Origin of the sequence: Lamprobacter modestohalophilus, from assembly GCF_016583905.1 — a bacterium.
Taxonomy (GTDB): domain Bacteria; phylum Pseudomonadota; class Gammaproteobacteria; order Chromatiales; family Chromatiaceae; genus Lamprobacter; species Lamprobacter modestohalophilus.
On the sequence record NZ_NRRY01000016.1, the window covers coordinates 77,941 to 96,059 of the forward strand.

Consider the following 18,119-nt stretch of genomic DNA (forward strand, 5'->3'; position numbering starts at 1 on the left):
TGCCGCGCCATGATCGTTAGGAACCGAGCTGCGCGCGCGATGCAGGAGCGTTTGGCTGATCAACGAGCGCAGCGACGACGAGATCGCCCCAGACATTCAGAGCCGTGATCGGATAATCAAAGAAGCGATCGACGACCAGATAAAGCGCCAGGTAGGTCTGCGGCAGACCCAGCAGATCCAGCATGAAGGCCATCATCGCAATGCCGCCACCGGGGATGCCGGCGGTGCCAGCACTCGATGCCATGGTCAGCAGCACGATCATCAGCGCCTGCCAGAGCGAGACCTCGGCGCCGGCGAGCTGCGCCATGAAGATCAGCAGGATGGACTGATAGAGCGCTGAGCCGTCCATGTTCAGGGTTGCGCCGAGTGGCAGCGTGAAGCTGGTGGTGCCTGAGCTGACGCCGGCGTTCTGCTCCAGGGTCTGCTTTGAGACCGGATAGGTCGCTGCGCTCGAGGCCGTGGCTAAAGCGGTCGCCAGCGCCGCCCGAACCTGAATGAAGAAGCGCCAGGGATGCCGGCCGCTGCCCAGCCAGAGCAGCGTAGGCAGGAACAGCAGTGCATGCAGCGCGGCGGCCAGCGCTACCGCCCAGACGAAGGGCTGTAAGGCCAGCACCCCGGCCCAGTCCATCTCGGCCAGGCTCGCGTAGACCAGCGCCGCGATGCCGATCGGCGCCAGCGCCAGCAAGGCTGCGAGCATTCGCATCAGCAAGGCGTTGAAGGCGTCGGCGCCATCGGCGAGTAGGGTCCGTGGCTGCGGCTGTAGTCCGCGCGCGGCAAGTGCGGCAAAGATCGCCAGCACCACGATGTGCAGGATGTTGCCCTCGGCCAGCGAGGCGAACAGATTCGAGGGCACCAGGTTGGTGATCAGCTGCTCCAGACTGAAGCCGGCGCCAAAGACCTCGCCGCCATTGGCCATCGGCTCCAGGTCCAACAGCCCTGGCGCAACCCCGCGCGAGAACCAGAGCCCGAGCAGGCTGCCGCTGACGGCGGCGAAGGCCGAGGTCAGCAGATAGAAGCCGAGCGTGCGGCCGCCAAGCCGGGCCAGATCGACGCCACGCGCCAGCGCCGCATAGATCGAGACCAGGATCAGCGGCAGGATCAACACCTTCAGCAGCGACAGGAAGATGTCGCCAAGCCAGCCGACCCAGACCGCGCCTGCTGGCCAGAGCAGGGCGAGCAGGACGCCGAGCGCTAGACCAGCAGGGGTCGAGTAGAGGGTGCGCCAGGTCAACAAGGTTTGCGATGCACGCGCTTCGGGGCATTAAGACCTGGATGCGTCGAACTGGGGCTCGAAGGCTGCTCTGGCATGGGCTTTGATGGAGTTGCGGTTGTCTTGTGCCATGGGGGCGCGCAACGCTAAGGTGAGCGCCGCTGCTGCAAGGCAGAGGATACCCGCAGTGAGGAAGGCGGTGTCGTATTCGCCGAGCTGGAAGACGCGGGTGGTCAGCGTCCCGGTTGCATTCAGCGCCTGGTAATCGACGCCCCCGCCGCTCCTGAACATCACTGCGGCAAGGAACGGGCCGAGCAGGCCACCGGTGCCGTAGGCGGTGAACAGTAGGCCGTAGTTGACGCCAATGTGTCGGGTGCCATAGTAGTCCGCCGTGATCGCCGGATAGAGCGCCAGGAAGCCGCCGAAACAGAGCGCGATCAGCGACACACCGAGCAGGTACAGCGGATAGGTCCGCATCCAGTCGAGGCCAAAGAGCACCAGGCCGCAGAGCACGAACATCAGGATCAAGGTCGACTTGCGGCCGAGGCTGTCCGAGACCCGGCCCCAGAGGATACGCCCGGCGGCATTGAACAGCGCGAGCACCGCCACCGCCATGGCCGCCGCTGAGGCGATGCTGGCGAACTGTTCATAGGGGACAGGTCGTTCGGTGATCGCGGACAGGCTGAAGGCCTCCCAGATTGGCGCGGCCTTCATGATCACCATCAGTCCTGCGGTGCTACCGGCCAGGTAGGTCAGCCACAACAGCCAGAAGGTCGAGGAGCACAGCATCTGGCCGGGGGTGAAATCGACCTGGTTTGGTTGTTGGCCGATGTGTCTGCTGCGAGTGCCGCTGTTAACCTGAATCTCACGCGACTCATCTGCCGGGGTTGCGCCGGCGCGATGCCTGTTAGTCCTAGTGCTGATATCGGCGCTGGCGTCATTGCGAACTCCAAAGCCGGTGCCAGAACCGTTGCGAGTGCCAAAGCCGTTGCCAGAGCCGCTAGCGGCGCTGGGCGGCGTCCAGCCTGCTGGACAATAGCCCTCAGGCGGATTGCGCAACAGCTGGGCGCCGAGCACCACGGCGGTCAGGAAGATAACGCCGAGCACCATGAAGGTGTCGAAGACGCCAGCCTGGGGCAAGGGGAAGAGCGCGATCCCGAACAGCTCGTAGTCGCCGCCACCGATCAGCGCCCGCGCCAAGGGCGCGAAAAAGAAGGCACCGGCGCCGAACCCGGCGACCGCTAGGCCAGTGATGAGCCCGCGTTTGTCTGGGTACCACTTCACGCAGGTCGCGACCGGGCAGACATAGGCCATGCCGATGCCGATGCCGCCGAGCACGGCATAGGTACCCACCAGCCAGGCCAGGGCGGCGCCTTCTGAGAAGTGGCTGGTGAGGCTGGCGAGCATCAGCCCCAGCCCCAGGATCAGCCCGCCGAGGGTGCCGACCAGCCGAGGCCCTAGCCGATCCTGAATGCGTCCGCCGAGGATCACGGCGAACGCGAAGACCGCGATGACGAGCTGAGCTGGGAGGGTGATCTGGGTCTCAGACCAGCTCGGAAACTGCGCCAGCAAGGGTGTTTGGAAGACGCTCCAGATGTAGACAGCGCCGAGGCTGACCTGAATGATCAGGGCGCCAGCGACGACGACCCAGCGTTTGTCGTCATGGTGACTCGTCATACTGCGGTTCCTGTTGGGATGAGCTTAGGGGTTTCGGCTGGCGCAAGTATCGAGCGTGGCTTGAGTCTGTTCCGGTCCTGGTCCCGGTCTCGGGCTGCTCGCATTCTGCTGCGTTTGGAGTCCCTCAACGGTCGAGGCGGGATAGGGCACCAAGAGCTCATAGTCGACCAAGGCCCAGAGCGTGCGACCATGACGGCAGCACAGTCGGCCTGGCTCTGGCTTGCAGCCGGTCTGGGATTCAGGCTTGATCTGGCTATTGGAATCGACCGGCGGCTCGGACGCGGTTGCGGTGAATTGGCCTTTGCAATCAGCCGTTGAATTGGCCGCAGACCCGGACTCGGCCTCGGCCGCAGCCGCAGCTGCAGACAGGTCCACAGACTCGCCCTCGATCTCAGGGCGCACGATCACATGCCGGGCCTTGTGATCCAGCACATCCCAGCCAAGGTCGCGCAAGCCTTGGCGAGCCTCTTGGCAGAGATCCCGCAGCTCGGTCTCTGTCAGATATCCCTGCTGCGCGGCGGTCTCGGCATCGATCCCATCCATCCAACGATAGATCAGCACGTACATCCGCTCCCAGTCGTAGGCCACCCTGGAGCCCTCGGGCTGCGCGGCCTGGTCCTCGGCCAGCACGCGGTCGTACCACCAGCGACGGTGGTCGATGCGGCCGAGCTGCCAGTCGAGATAGCGGGTGGCCGGCGAGTAGATCGCCAGCGGTGCCTTGGTTGGGATGCGCAGGCCGGCACTGGCGCGCAGGCGTTCCAGATTGGCGAATTCCTCGAACGGTGACAGGAATTCGCTGACCGCGATGCGGTCGCGCTCGGCCCAGTCGAGCGGCTCGCTCGGCGGAATCGAGATCAGTGCTTCTTGGGCGAAGCGACTGAACTTCACGACCAAGGCGAAACATGAGCGCGCCGGATGGGCGACCGGAACCCGATAGACGGCCCCAGTCGCCCCGGCGAGCTGGCGACCGACCTTGCGCAGCCGATCGCCAACGAACCACTGCGACGGCACGATCGACTCCAACACCGGCCAGCCATGGCGGGTGACATAGAGGTCACCCGATTGCTTGCCACGCAGATGCAGGTAATCGACCCCTAGGACACGTCGCCTCAGGGGCTCGGGTGCGGCATCGAAGGCGCGTGGCTGGTGATGATGTCGTCTGAAATCAAACTGCTCCAAACCGATGTCCTCAGCCTTCGTCCGGCTCGAGGAACGGGAGATCCAACAGTCGCTGGTAGTCTTCCAGGTGGCCACCCTGCAGGCAGCACTCGATGATCCGCTGACCCGTCGGCAGCAGATCGGGGCCGAGGAAGGCCTTGAGCTCGCGATGGAAGAACTCGGTGAGGATGGCGGCGCCTTGGTCGTAGGCCGCGGGGCCGACCTCGGGCTGATGCTCGACCTCGAAGAACCAGTTCCCGATCGTGCTGCCTTCCATCATGATGCTGCCGGGGGTGTAGCCCAGCAGGGAACAGCGCGACGGCCGCATCCGGTTGGCGGCAAAGCGGGCGCCACCGCGACGCGCGAAATACTCGCGGGCGATCCACTGCGGCATGAAGCCGACCTCCCAGATGCCGATGTGCTGGTTGGGGATCAGCACATAGCGCACCTCGGGCGTCTCGATGATCTGATTCAGCAGCAGGTTGGCGTGATCGACCATGCGCCCGGTGGCGAACGGCCAGTAGGAGCCAACGCCCTCGGAGGTCATGCCCGCCGTTTCGACGATACTTGGGTTGGCGTGACCGCGCGGCGCGACCAGCCGCCACAGCCAGGCCAAGGCGGGTGGTAGCAGATGGAATAGGCCGACGATGCCATAGGTGGGCCGCGCGGCGCTGCAGGGCGGTGTGCGCACGCCCATGCTGCGCACGTCGACATCGACAGCGCCATTCACCACATCCGGGATGATCTTGCGCGGGATGACCACGCGTGGGTTCGGGCAAGGCTCGCCCGGGGCGTCCTCGATGTGCTCCCAGATCAGGGTGGTGGCGCCTGGGCGGCCCTCGATGTTGAGGAACAGCAGCGGCTCCGGCGGGTGCACGGTGAGCGCCTCGATGTGCGGATCGGTGCCGTAGCGGTCGATGTGGTTACAGCGCACGAACCAGGCCTCTTCGGCATCGATCAGGCTCAGCTTGCCGTTGCCCTTCTCCAGCGAGGGATGGCAGAGCGCCATGTCATCGGTGACCGGGCGCAGATCGCAGCCCTTGGGCAGGGTGAACTTGCGCTTCTCGCCGGTCTCGAGGTTGCGGCCGATCAAGAGGGTGCCATCGGGCCGGCGATGCGCGTATTCGAGCATCTCGCTCTTGCCACCGCCGCTGGCGCCTTCGTGCGAGATCACCACCTTGTTCTCATAGGGGGTGACGACCTGCACCGTGGCGCAGTGCATGGTCACCCAGCGCTCCTCCTCGCCGATGTTGAGCAGCACCCCGTAGACGCCTTTTTTGGCACTGGGGCCGGGGTAGAGGTTGTAGCTGAAGACCTCGTGGAGACCATCGCGGCGGTTGTGGACGACGACCTGGCGACCCTCGAAGTGGGTGTGCCGAAATGGCGGCGCGACGTAGATGATGGCCTTGGGCTGGAAGTCATCGGGCAGGTCCTCGACAGGGACGATGCCTTGCAGCAGCGCCAGCCCGAGGGCGAAGAAGCCGGCATTGTCCGGTGCGATCACCAGCGCCTGAGTGGCCGGGCTCGGCAGCCCGGCATAGAAGGCGAAGACGGCGAGCGGCTGCGTCTTCAGCCACGCGAAGGTCTCCTCGCGCACGGGGTCGAAGGATGCCCCGAAACGCTCGACATAGGTGGTCTTGTCCGTCGGGCGCTCGTCGCCGATGACCATGCAATCGGGGTCGCGCCGACGCATGTAAGGATCGATGTAGTTGGCTGAGATGCCGTTGCGGGTGCGGCAGACATTGGCCTCGACCACGCGGCCGACCCCGGGCACCTCGTAGTCGACCTCATGGTTTCCCTCGCGCGCATCGCGGACAGCGAGGGCGATCAGCTCCTCGTGGGAGCCAGCTACGGTGACACTTGGCGCCGCGGCAAGCAGCGCGCGCGTCTCCGGCGGCAGCGGAAGATCGAGCAGCTGGCGCGATGGCTGATTCCCGCCTGTCGATGGGCGGGGAGACGGGGAGGAATGATCGAGTGGGGACATGATTGGACCCGGTATGGAGCCGGCGCGAAGGGACTCGCCTCAGCAGCGCGGTTCTGACGGCGCGGCTTATGAGGCTGCGACCCTGGTCGCGGCGGTCACTTCAAGATTGAGGTGGGTTGATCATAGCGAGACTGGTCGCTGCCGATCAGCTTATCAGGCTGCCGATGTCTTCGAGAAAACGTTCAAAAACTTCGGATTTTTCGATGTGTTTCTTGCGAGCAGTGCCGATTCGCCTCGGCCCTGCGTTGCGTCTGTCGTGATGTGGGTGAACGCTGCGGGCTACTGCTGCAAGAACGGCGAGCTGGTGCGTGGTGCGCTCAACCGCTCGATGCCGAGCACGGCGAGCAGGCGCTCGACCATCTGCTGCTGGGTCTGACGGTCACCGTGCTCGGCCTCGATGTTGTAATACTCACCGAGCCGATGACGGGCGACATAGTCGGACAGAGAGCAGTCGAAATTGGTGCTGTTCAGCTGCTTGTGCATCACATTCAGGCCAGCGGCATTGAGCGCAGCAACCCGACGTTTGAGCGCGGGGTCGGCGCTGAGTGGTGCTGAGCCCACGACGAAGATCAGGTTGTCCTCATCGCCTAATCTGCGGTTGCCTTTGATGCTTCCATTGCTGCTGTTACTGCTGCCGGTGCTGCTAGAAGTGCCGGTGCTGCTGACGCGACTGGCATTTCTGCCGCTGATGTTGCTGCGGCTCGCCTGGATGCCTGGATTGCCGTTCAGCCGGGCTCCCGGATAAGCCCTGAGCGACGCGCTCTCGCGGGCCATCGAGATGGTGCCGACGCCGCCATTGCCACTCCAGCCGTTGTGATTGTTGTGTAGGGCTAGGACGGGGCCGCGGCGATCTCGGTAATGATCCAACACCGCCTGGCTGTAGCCGGGGGCGGGCTCGCGCTGACCACGACAGCGCCTGGACTCCGCATGGGAGCGGCTGAAATTGCGATTGGGGTCCTGGCCCAGGAAGTTGCGCTGCCCGCCACTGTCGACCGCCAGCAGACCGCCGCCATAATCGATCACCGTCTGGACTGCGACTTCGAAGGCGGTGTCTTCGTTGTCGTGCGGCAAGATCCAGAATGGTCCCTGCGGATGCTGCTGATGCTCGAGGATGTGGAAGGTCCAGCGGAAGCGGCCTTCGTGCACCTGTTGCTGCCGATAGCAGAGACCTGTGGCTTGGATGCGGCTGAGGTTACGACGGATGTCGGCGGAGTTGGTACGGGTTGGCTCCAGGCAGTCGCTGATGGTCATCGAGGTGCCTCTCGAGCCGTCGCCGGCGCAGCCGAACAGCACTGCAAGGACCAGGATGGCAGCCAGACAGCGCAGTGGTCTAAAGCTGCCTTTCAGCAGCGTGCCGAGTGCAGGCGTTTCGCGTGCAGCGGTGCTAAGCGTAGAGGCTCTGTGGGCTTCATAGACTGTCCACCAAGCGCTAAGCGCGGGGCGATCCTTGTCGATGTCGATGTCGATGTCGATGTCGATGTTGCTCCGCTGTTGCCTGCCCGGCTGGTCTGTCCGTCTCATGTCATCTCCCATCCGAGTCGGCGCAGATTGAGCTGCACCTGGTCGCGGTCGCTATAGGGGCGCTTCACCCCTTGCTGGTCGAGGTAAGGCTCATGGCCCTTGCCCGCGATCAGCGCGACCCAGGACTCGTCGTCGGGGCGCGCGGCGAGGTGGTCGAACAGCGCGGCGATCGCCTCGGCCCGATCCAGGATCAGGATCGGTGGCTCAAGGCAGTCGCGCATCCCAGCGAGGGTATCGTCGGCGATGGCTTGTGGCTCTTCGAAGCGCGGATTGTCGGAGGTCAGGATCACCTGGTCCGAGCCACGACAGACCGCCGCGCCCATCAACGGCCGCTTGCTGCGGTCGCGGTCGCCGCCGCAGCCGAACAGGGTCAGGATCTTGGCTTGCGGGAAGGCCTCGCGGATGGCGCCGAGGATATTCTCGAGCGCATCCGGGGTGTGGGCGAAATCGATGACGATGGTGCGCTGCTGATGGACGAAGCAGTCGAAGCGCCCGGCGACGGGCTGCAGGGCATGCCAAGGTGCTTCGGGCTCGGAGCCGAGCAGCCGGGTCGCCAGCGCGCAAGCCAGCGCAGAGTTGGCGCGATTGAAGCTCAGCGCTAAAAACGGGCGCGCCCGCAGCGCTTCGTCCGGTATCGGCGCTGCTTCGATCCGAGCCACCGACACTTCGGTCTCACGCTCGACGCGCAGCCGGCGCTCGACCTCGGCGCTGGTCGTGAGCAGCGGCACGCCGTCGGCGAGCTGATCGAGGATCATCGCCTTAGCGGCGAAATAGCTCGCCTCGTCGCCATGGTAGTCGAGATGATCTTGGCTGAAGTTGGTCCAGGCCGCGGCCGCGAAGCGCAGCCCCTGCACGCGGCCTTGGTGCAGTGCGTGGCTGGAGACCTCCATCACCAGGGTGTCTGCCTCGGCGCGGCAGTCGCTGAGGATGCGCCGCAGCTCGATATAGGGTGGCGAGGTGAAGCCGGTCTCGGCCAGCGGCTGGCCGTTCAGCGAGAGCCCTAGGGTGCCGATGCTGAGCACCTTGCGCCCGGCCGCGAGCAGGATCGACTCCAAGTACTTGATGGTGGTGGTCTTGCCATTGGTACCGGTGACGCCGGCGATCTGCCACTGGGCGGGGCCGGTCGGATAGAAATGATCGCAAAGCCGCTCCAGCGTCTCGCCCCAGGCATCCGGGGCGGTGACGAAGACCGGGCGTCCGCCGAGCGGCTCAAGCAGGGTTGACTCGGTTTGGCGCATGCCGGCCTCTTGACCGGCGCCGAGCGGCCGGTTGGTCACCAGGGCACCAAAGGCACTGTGCGCCAGATAGCGCTCAATGATCTCGGCATCGGTTCTGCCGTCATCAAAGCGCTGGAAGCAGAGGATCGAGCTGGGTGTGCAGCGGTCGGCGCGCCATTGGATATCGGTCAGGCCGCTGAGGTCGAGTGCGTCGAGGTCGGGGGCCTTGGTGAAGCGGCAGGTGTTAATGACTTCGTGCAATGGGTCTGTGTTCAAGCCTTGCTCCCAGTCGCGCGATTAGGTCCATAGTCTGCTGCGGTGGCGTCATAGGCCTCAAAGCCAAGCCGGCGGCGCAGCTCGGGAAAGGCCATCAGCCGCTGTGGATGACGGCCTGCTTTGAGCGCATCCAAGGCCTCGGTCATGGCCTGCATGGCCGTCGCCAACAAGGTTAGCGGGTAGGCGGCGATGCGGTAGCCGAGTGCCTCGAGCTCGGCTGGAGGCAGGATCGGGGTCACGCCACCCTCGAGCATGTTCGCGATATGGATGCCAGGGGCTTCGCGACAGATGGTGGCCAACTCCTCGCGCGTTTCCGGTGCCTCGACGAAGAGCATGTCGGCACCCAGCTCGCGGAACCGATTGGCGCGCTCGATCGCCTCGTTCAGACCAAGCAGTGCGCGCGCATCGGTGCGCGCTAGGATCAAGATGTCTGCGTCGTCATCGCGCGCCTCGACCGCGGCGCGGATGCGATCAAAGGCCTCCTCGCGCTCCACTACGGCCTTGCCGCGGGTATGACCACAGCGCTTCGGCGCAACCTGATCCTCGAGCATGATCGCCGCGAAGCCAGCCTTGGCGAAGCCGCGCAGCGTGCGTTGCAGGTTCAACGGGTTGCCGTAGCCGGTATCGCCGTCGCCGATGACCGGGATGCTGACCGCTTCGAGGATGTTGCGGCCCTGGTCCAAGACCTCGGCGTAGGACATCAGACCAGTATCCGGCGCGCCGAGCCGATGCGCGGCAGCGGCAAAGCCGGACATGAAGGTCAGCGAGAACCCGGCTTGCTCGATCAGCGTCGCGCTCAGCGCATCGCCACAGCAGGGCATCGAGATCAGGCCGCCTTGCTCGAGCAGCGCGCGCAGCTGGTTGGGGGCGGTGGTCAGGGTGTCGGTGGCCATCGGCTGGAGCTCCTGTTCGGCCTGGGGTTTTGGTGACGTCAGCGTAACTGGCCAACGCTCGGCTCGGATTTTGCAGCGCTGACGAGCGGGGCACAAGCAGGCTTTACTCGGTCCGAAACCCTGTCCATCAACCGGTTCCGAGGCTCCATACTCTGCCCTGCTGTCGTACGCGGAGTCGCAGACAGACTCAACCAAGAAGAGCATTCGAAGCTCAGATACTGAGGTTCTCTCTCGGTCATCTGCGGTTTATGGGACTTGATGGGGCTTCTGCTGCCGATCTTCTGTTTGCCGCGGACTGTTGCTTGGATTAGCCTGATCCGTCATCGATTCATCGACCGGGAGGGGTGTGGCCATCATCCCAGTGGCACTAGATCGATCGAGTTGACCCTTAACGGCTGCCAAGAGTGCTCAAAAGAGAAGCGGCATGCCATCGCCTGCTGAGGAACACCATGCTGTCCCGCCCTGAAGCCGTATCGAACAACGAACAGCCTGAGCCACTGACCCCAGCGCTCGCCTTCCGCGCAGCTATCGGTGGCGCCATGATGGGCCTGGCGAATCTGGTGCCGGGGATCTCCGGCGGCACCATGCTGGTGGCGGTGGGCATCTATCGGCGCTTTATCGACGCCGTGAGCGACGTGACACGGCTGCGCCTAAGCATCTCTAACCTGGCGCTGCTCGCCGTGGTGGTCCTAGCCGCACTGGTGGCGATCGGTGCCCTGAGTGGCCTGATCGCCCAAACCCTGGTGGACTTCCGCTGGGCTATGTTCAGCCTGTTCATCGGCCTGACCCTCGGCGGCGCGCCGCTGCTGCTGCGCATGACCCGGCCCTTCAATCGTGCTGCTTACGCCGGTGTCGCCGCCGGTGCCCTGGCTATGCTCACTCTGGCCCTGCTCCAAGGCAGCGCGGCTGACGCTGGCAGCGTCCAGACCAATTGGCTCATGCTGGGGGTCGCCGGCATGGCCGGGGCCTCGGCCATGATCCTGCCGGGGGTGAGTGGGGCCTACCTGCTGTTGCTGCTCGGCCAGTACGAGCCGATTATCAATGCTATCAAGGACGCGGTCTCGGCTGCGACCCAGCTGGATCTGGCCGGGGTGCTAGCCCAGCTCGGCGTCATCGTGCCGGTGGGGATCGGTGTCGTTCTCGGCGTGGTGGTGGTCGCTAACCTGCTGCGCTTCCTGCTGCATCGCTACGAGAAGGCGACCATTGGCGTCCTGCTAGGTCTGCTGCTTGCCGCACCCGCGGGGCTCTACCCATTCCGAGAAGGCGTTCCACCCCAGCTTGGTGATGTCTTCGAGGGCCAGCTCGTCACCGAGCAGAATATCGCCGAGCTGGCAGCGCCAAAGAACGCCAAGGACTGGTCCCAGCGCAGCTTTACACCCAGTCCCAGCCAGCTTGGCGGCAGCCTGGCGCTCATGCTCGCTGGGTTCTTAGTGACCCTGGGCATTGCACGGATTGGGGGCGAGGAGTCCGAAGTCTCGCCGACCTCGGCGGCAGCGCACAAGCACTGAAAGCGGCGTGCGACAGCACGAGTAATGACCGTCTTAGCGGCTGTCGATTTTCCCCTTCCCGATCATCGCCCAACAGTGATCCTAAAATCAGCGCTCAATCGGCGACGACTGAGCCATCGGCCTCGATGCCCGTTTCGCCCTCGGACGGGATGCGCCAGGTCACGCGGCCGGTGCGGATCAGCTCACGGCCCGGATCACCGGGCTTCTTGCCGAAGCGGATCAACTGCACAAGGTCGGAGCTGACGCGCGGATTGGTCGTGAAGTAGCCGTGCCCGAAGAGGTCTGTGCGCTTGCCCTCATAGGCGATCAGATCGGTGCCGCCACGGGTTTCCAGGTAGCGCTGGGCCGTGTCGGGGATCTTGTCCGGGGTCAACTGACCAACGCGGGTGCGGCTGCGGAACAGGATGCGCGAGACCTGCAAGGCGCGATCCTTGGGCGAGGAGTAGACGGTCAGGCGTCCATCGAGGGTGCGCGGCAAACGTGCCTCGGGCCAGACCGTGACCAAGTCGGGATCGGAGATGAAACCGGTCAGCTGCTGCGAGGCGATGTCGATATCGATGTCCGGTGACATCAGGACCAGGTTCTTGACCTTGAACAGCGATGCCGGTTCTTTGCCGGCCGCGATGGCCTCGAGCACGAGTTCACGGGCCGCCGAGAGGGTCACTGCAGCACCGCGGCTGTGGGCGAGGACATGCATCCCTTTCACCTCCGGCATCGTGGCGATGGTGCGGATGGTCTTCTTCAGGTGCGCGACGGCGAAGTCTGCCGTCTCGGTGGTGTTGGTGTAAGAGATCAGGAAGTTGCCGGTGGTCGAGGCCGGCCAGGTGAAGAAGCTGCAGACCGGCTCGCGGCCAAGGAAATGGCACAGCTCGGCGGTGGTGAAGGCGGCGTTGGCGAAGGTCTCGTTGAAGCCATGCACATAGAGCATGACCTCACCCGTGGGAGAGCCTTCGAGACGGCGTCGGATCTCGTCTTGGAGCGCCTCTCTGGCTGCGGCATGACGGGCTAGCTCGTGGCGATCGCGCAACAGCAAGCCTTGCGGATTGCGCTTGATCTGATAGGGCTCGTCCGGGAAGGCTCCCAGTTCTTTGACCCGGCCAAGCTCCAGCTCAACCGGGCGCGTGCGCTCGGCGAGCTGGCTCTGCTCCGCAAGCCCCTGCCAATCGATTGCAGGGACGAGCCGCACCTGCGCCGACCCAAAGGCGATTCGCCGCGCTCGCTCCTGACCATAGGGGAGGGCCTCTCCTGCCGCCTTCGCCCGCTCGACCTCTTCAGGGGTGGGCTGCGCGCGGTCGGTGATGTAGAGCAGGTCGACATCCGGTTGCCGCTGCGTTTGCCGCTCCGGGTCGAACAGCGGCTTTCCACCGGGCTGCTGGTAGACGACTGGTGTCGGCATCAGCTCTCGCGCGGTGCTGGCGCAGCCGCTGATGATGGCGCTGCTGAGCAGCAGGATGAGGGTCTTTGTGAGCAGTCCTGGCATTGGTTTTAGGCCTTGGTCTGGTGCGTCTTTGCGGCAGTGACCGCAGTCTGCATTGAGGCATAGCGACGCGTCTAGACGCTGCACGCTTCGGCTGATCCCTGCTGCATCGCTTGGGTGGCCTCGATATCCTTGCTCTGGTCTCGTTTCATCAGATTTCAATCGGCGTGCATCTGCGCCCTCTGCGGGTTATCCGTTCGAGCAGCAAGCGGCATCCGGGCGCCAGGATCAGGGGTCAAGAAACGGCTGGGTGAGCGCGAATGCCCCCGGGGTAGATTGGGCTGTGACGGGGTTCAGTTCCAACAACCGCTGGCGCAGTCGGGTCAGGCGTTGGCTGCCGAGCTGGCGCACCGCGATGGCGAGGGCCTTGGGCTGGGCGATGAGCACGACGAGCCGTTTGCCGCGGGTGACGGCGGTGTAGAGCAGGTTGCGCTGTAGCAGGTTGTAATGCTGCGTCGCGAGCGGGATCACCACGGCTGGGTACTCGGAGCCTTGGGCCTTGTGCACGCTGGTCGCGTAGGCGAGGGCGACCTGATCGAGCTCGCCGGTCTCGTAAATGATTTGGCGGCCGTCGACCCCGATCGTGACTAGCCCCTCAGCGGTGTCGATGCTGAGGATGCGGCCAATGTCACCGTTGAAGACCTCCTTGTCATAGTCGTTGACCAGCTGGATCACCTTGTCGCCTGGGGCGTAGGTCCAGCCAAAGCGCTCGAGGCGCGGCTGCGTGCTCGGGTTGAGCTCACGTTGCAGATCGCTGTTGAGGGCGCGGGCGCCGAGGCTGCCGCGGTTCATTGGGGTCAGTACCTGGATGTCGCGCACCGGATCGAGGCCGAAGCGTTGCGGGATGCGCTCGGTGATCACCTTGAGCAGTCGCTCGTGGATTTGCTCTGGGGAGTCGCAACGGATCAAATAGAAGTCGCTGTTGGGCTGATCGTTCTTGGGTTGATCGTCGCGCGGCGCCTCCGGTATGCGCCCGGCATTGATGCGGTGTGCGTTGACGACGATCCTCGAGGCCGCCGCTTGGCGGAAGACCTCGGTCAGGCGCACCGTTGGTACGCGCTCGGAGTTGATCAGGTCGGCGAGCACGGACCCAGGGCCGACAGAGGGGAGCTGATCAACATCGCCGACCAGGATGACGGCGGCTCCGGTTGGCACCGCGCGCAGCAGCTGGTTCATCAGTACGGTGTCCACCATCGAGACCTCGTCGCAGATGATCAGGTCGGTGTCGAGCGGGCTGTATTGGTCGCGCTTGAAGGCCATCGCTTGCGGGTCGAAGTCGAGCAGCCGATGGATGGTCTTGGCCTCGCGCCCGGTGGTCTCGGTCAGGCGCTTGGCGGCACGTCCGGTGGGGGCGCAGAGCAGCACGCGCACCGCCTTGGCTTGCAGGATGCGCAGAATCGCATCGACCACTGTGGTCTTGCCGACGCCCGGGCCGCCGGTGACGACACTGAGCTTGGCGTTGATCACCTGCGCGATCCCGGCGCGCTGCGACGCAGCCAGCTGCAGCTCGATTTGCCGCTCGACCCAGGGCAGGGCGCGCTCCGGATCGATCTGACCCCAGGGTGGTGTTCCGCTCAGCAGCCGCTGCACGCCAAGCGCGATGCCCTGCTCGGCGCGCTGCAGTGGCGTCAGCAGCAGTGCTGGCCGCTCGTCGATCTGTTCGGCGATCAGATGCTCGGCCTCAAGCTCGCTGGCGATGGCCTGCTCGATCACGGTGGGCGGGATCGCGAGCAGCGCCGTCGCCTGCTCGGCGAGCTCATCGTGCCAGGCGGCGCAGTGGCCATTGCCGGCGATCTCTTGTAAGACATGGCGGACGCCGGCCTGCGCACGGATCAGCGAGTCGGGCGGGATGCCCAGGCGCTGGGCCAGCGCATCGGCGGTCTTGAAGCCGATGCCGTGGATGTCGAGCGCGAGCCGGTAGGGGTTCTCGCGCACCCGCTCGACCGCCTCCTCGCCATAGGTCTTGTAGATGCGCACAGCGCGCGCGGTGCCGACGCCGTGTGACTGCAGGAAGACCATGATGGCGCGGATCACCTTCTGCTCGGCCCAGGCCACGGTGACCCGCTGCTGGCGTTTGCGACCGATGCCGGGTAGCTCCAGCAGCTGTTCTGGATTGTCCTCGATGACCGCAAAGACGCGCTCACCAAAGGCCTTGACCAGGGTGCGGGCGAAGTGCGGGCCGATGCCCTTGACCATCCCCGAGCCGAGATAGCGCTCGATCCCATCTAGGGTGCTGGGCGGGATCACCTGGAGCAGGCTGGCCTTGAACTGCAGGCCGTGGGTGCGATCGGTGACCCAGTGTCCGCTGGCCTCGATGTACTCGCCAGCGGTGACACTGGCGGCCTGGCCGATCACCGTAATCAGGTCATATTGGCCGCGCGCCTTGATGCGCAGGACGCAAAAGCCGTTCTCCGAGTTGTGGAAGGTGACGCGCTCGATGGCGCCGCTGATGTGCTCGGGTGCTGCGGGGCTTGTCTCCTCAGGTCGGAGCTCGCTGATGGCTGCCATTGACTGATTAAACCGCGGATGACGTGGGTGACGCAGATGTGTGCAGATTAAAGCTTTAAAAAACAGTGCGCTAGACAGAATGCGTAGCCACACATCGCAGCGGCTAGGTGAGCAGTCATGGGTAAAGCGTCTTCAAATGCTCTTGAGATGCTCTTGCGATGCTCGTGTTGGGGGGCATTGGCTCTGATGCGCTGGTCGCAGGGCCTCAACAGCGATCCAGCAGGCTCAGCCGCGCCGAGCCGCTGGCGCAATCCAGATCCAGCAGTAGCTCGCAACGCTCGGTGAGACTGTCCACCGGCGTAGGATCATCGGCGCAGCTGCAGCCGGCGATGATCCCGGCGTACACAACCCCAAGCCGTGCACGGATTTGCCCCTCGTCCTCATCAACCCCTAAGATGCAGATCGAGACAGGCTCATCGGCCACCGCGCTGCTCTGCGAAAGACCGGACTGGAGCATCGGATGCAGCGCTGGATGTTGCGGTCCTAGGGCCTCTAACTCCCTGGCGAGGGTGGTATTGAATGCGGGGGTGCTCGAGGCCGCCGCGGACTGCGCCAATCTCAGCATGCGTCATGCTCCGGAGGTTTGAATGACAGTGACGAGTCTAAACGAGATCGCTGCGATCGACCCCTGGTCACTCGTTCATGTGAATCTCACGCGATTCATCTTCCGGGGTGGCGCCGCGTGATGAGCGTTTGGCCCGATTCCAAGCTCGGACACATCGACCGGATGGGACTATGCTCAAAGAGCAGTCAGGGTTCTAGGAACGGTTTAACAACAGCGACAGCAAGCAGGTGACCTGCGGCTTGATGTCAGGCCCCCTCCAGGTATGACCATGCCGCAACGCCGCGACCCATCTTCAGCCTCGCGCTCCGCGTTGCACACGGCGGTGCTTTATGCCTTGGTCGCTGTCGGCTGGATCTTGACCTCCGATTGGCTGCTGACGTTGTTCGGCGTCCTACCGCAAACCGTCTTGATGTGGCAAACGGTCAAGGGTCTAGGCTTCGTCACGGTGACCGCAATCCTGTTGTTCGTGCTTTTCCGGGCGCAGTTGCGGCGACGCGAAGAGAGTGAGCGGCGTTTCTCGACGCTGGTCGAGAACCTTCCCGGCATGGTGTATCGCTGTGAGGACGATCGTCATTGGACCATGCGCTATGTCAGCCGGGCCGCGCAAAAACTGACCGGTTATGCGCCGGCGGAGCTCATCGGCACGACAGGGACAGCCTACGCTGAGCTGATCCACCAGGACGACCGGCAGTACGTCTGGGATGAGGTCCAACAGGCCATCAAGGCAGACCGACCCTTTCAGTTTGAATATCGGCTCTACCGGCAGGATGGCAATCTGATCTGGGTCTGGGAGCAAGGCTGCGCCGTGCCCGATAAGGATCATGAGGGCGGAATCGTCCTCGAAGGGCTGATGCTCGATGTGACCGAGCGCAAGCAGGCCGAAGCCATTGCCCAGGAGGCGGCTGAGCGGCTGGAGTCGGTTGGCGACAACCTACCCGGCGGGGCGATCTATCGCCTTTACCGCGATCCGAATGGCGATTACCGCTTCACCTATGCCTCACGCGGCGTCGAGCAGATCCTGGGCATCAGTCGTGAACGCATGCTGGCCGATGCGGCGTCGGTCTTCAGTCTCACCGAGGCACCTTACGATCAGTTCGTGTTCGCCTCGAATGAGCGCTCTGCTTGCGATCTGAGTATCGTTGACATGGAGTTACCGCAACGCCTGCCAGACGGGACTCGGAGGTGGATTGCGGTGCGTTCGCTGCCTTATCGATCCGCCGAGGGCGGCGTACTCTGGGATGGAATCGTGCTTGATATCAGCGAGCGCAAAGCGGCTGAGGAGAAGCTGCGAGAGGCCGCCGCGGTGTTCGCCAACACCGCGGAGGGCGTCGTGATCACAACGCTTGATGGCGAGATCCGCGATGTCAATCAGGCCTTTGTCGATGTGACGGGCTATGAACGCGAGGAGGCGATTGGTGAAAATCCGCGCATCCTGAAGTCAGGTCGGCATGAGCATGGGTTTTATCAGGCCATGTGGCAGTCATTGGAAGAGACCGGTCAATGGCGTGGTGAGATCTGGAATCGGCGCAAAGATGGGATGATTTATCCGGAGCTGCTGACCATTAGTGCAGTGCGCGATGGCCAGGGCAAAGCGACGGGCTATGTCGGGGTCTTCACCGACATTACGCCGATGAAAGAGGCCGAAGAACGCCTAGAGTACCTCGCCCAGCACGACGCCCTGACTGGCCTGCCGAATCGATTGCTGTTGAATGCCCGCTTGCGTCATAGCATGCGCCAGGCAAAACGGCGCAATGGCAAGCTGGCCCTCTTGTTTTTCGACATCGATCGCTTCAAGCACATCAATGACAGCTTAGGCCATACGGCGGGCGATCAACTGCTGCAGCAGTTCGCCAAGCGCCTGACCGAGAGCCTGCGTACCGGTGATACCGTCGCGCGCATCAGCGGCGATGAGTTCATCGTCCTGCTCGAGGGGGTCGACAGCTCAGCGACCATTGCCGCAATCCTGCACAAGCTGATGGAAGCGCTGAAGCCCCCGGTGGCCTTGATCATCCCTTGGTCCACTGTTGCTAAGCCGCCACAAGCGTGAGGTAAGGCCGCTTCGCTGGTCGCGGTCGTCGTCGCGCCGGTCGGGCCGGCCAGGGCATGCGCTCAAGCACCTGCTCGA

The 18,119-nt window shown here is 64.2% G+C and carries 12 protein-coding genes; 2 read left to right on the top strand and 10 right to left on the bottom strand.

Features of this window, described 5'->3' with window-relative positions; all coding sequences use genetic code 11:
- Nucleotides 1-16: 16 nt before the first annotated feature.
- From CKO42_RS11405 to CKO42_RS11435, 7 genes are all read right to left on the bottom strand, one after another.
- Nucleotides 17-1,231, bottom strand: a complete 1,215-nt coding sequence (locus CKO42_RS11405; protein ID WP_200243857.1) for a dicarboxylate/amino acid:cation symporter — start codon at nt 1,229-1,231, stop codon at nt 17-19.
- 30 nt (nt 1,232-1,261) lie between these two features.
- Nucleotides 1,262-2,887 carry an OFA family MFS transporter gene (locus CKO42_RS11410; RefSeq protein ID WP_200243861.1) on the bottom strand — a complete coding sequence of 542 codons (1,626 nt, stop codon included), beginning with the start codon at nt 2,885-2,887 and terminating at the stop codon, nt 1,262-1,264.
- Between the two features lie 24 nt (nt 2,888-2,911).
- The gene (locus tag CKO42_RS11415) at nt 2,912-4,066 is read right to left on the bottom strand and encodes a hypothetical protein (RefSeq protein ID WP_200243864.1); all 1,155 of its coding nucleotides are present in this window, start codon (nt 4,064-4,066) and stop codon (nt 2,912-2,914) included.
- A 10-nt stretch (nt 4,067-4,076) separates the two neighbouring features.
- Complete coding sequence (locus CKO42_RS11420; RefSeq protein ID WP_200243868.1) at nt 4,077-6,029, bottom strand: DUF4914 family protein; 1,953 nt, start codon at nt 6,027-6,029, stop codon at nt 4,077-4,079.
- 279 nt (nt 6,030-6,308) lie between these two features.
- Nucleotides 6,309-7,550, bottom strand: a complete 1,242-nt coding sequence (locus tag CKO42_RS11425; RefSeq protein ID WP_200243871.1) for a hypothetical protein — start codon at nt 7,548-7,550, stop codon at nt 6,309-6,311.
- Nucleotides 7,547-9,043, bottom strand: coding sequence for a Mur ligase family protein (locus tag CKO42_RS11430; RefSeq protein ID WP_200243874.1), 1,497 nt, complete (start codon nt 9,041-9,043; stop codon nt 7,547-7,549). Before CKO42_RS11430 ends, CKO42_RS11425 begins: the two co-directional genes overlap by 4 nt.
- A complete protein-coding gene (locus CKO42_RS11435) occupies nt 9,040-9,936 on the bottom strand; it encodes an isocitrate lyase/PEP mutase family protein (protein ID WP_200243877.1) in 897 nt (298 codons plus the stop codon). The genes CKO42_RS11430 and CKO42_RS11435 overlap by 4 nt, the downstream gene beginning before the upstream one ends.
- Before the next feature lie 449 nt (nt 9,937-10,385).
- Here CKO42_RS11435 and CKO42_RS11440 point away from each other — a divergent pair, with 449 nt between their 5' ends.
- Nucleotides 10,386-11,444: an undecaprenyl phosphate translocase family protein gene (locus CKO42_RS11440; protein WP_200243880.1), complete on the top strand. Its 1,059-nt coding sequence runs from the start codon at nt 10,386-10,388 to the stop codon at nt 11,442-11,444.
- A gap of 94 nt (nt 11,445-11,538) precedes the next feature.
- Here the strand turns inward: CKO42_RS11440 and CKO42_RS11445 are convergent, their stop codons facing one another.
- From CKO42_RS11445 to CKO42_RS11455, 3 genes are all read right to left on the bottom strand, one after another.
- Nucleotides 11,539-12,924, bottom strand: coding sequence for an alpha/beta hydrolase (locus CKO42_RS11445; protein ID WP_200243883.1), 1,386 nt, complete (start codon nt 12,922-12,924; stop codon nt 11,539-11,541).
- Between the two features lie 225 nt (nt 12,925-13,149).
- Nucleotides 13,150-15,429, bottom strand: coding sequence for an SF1B family DNA helicase RecD2 (gene recD2, locus CKO42_RS11450; protein ID WP_200243886.1), 2,280 nt, complete (start codon nt 15,427-15,429; stop codon nt 13,150-13,152).
- Nucleotides 15,430-15,634: 205 nt separating this feature from the next.
- Nucleotides 15,635-15,994: a hypothetical protein gene (locus tag CKO42_RS11455; protein WP_200243889.1), complete on the bottom strand. Its 360-nt coding sequence runs from the start codon at nt 15,992-15,994 to the stop codon at nt 15,635-15,637.
- Between the two features lie 268 nt (nt 15,995-16,262).
- Here CKO42_RS11455 and CKO42_RS11460 point away from each other — a divergent pair, with 268 nt between their 5' ends.
- Nucleotides 16,263-18,041: a sensor domain-containing protein gene (locus tag CKO42_RS11460; protein ID WP_200243892.1), complete on the top strand. Its 1,779-nt coding sequence runs from the start codon at nt 16,263-16,265 to the stop codon at nt 18,039-18,041.
- Nucleotides 18,042-18,119: the final 78 nt, after the last annotated feature.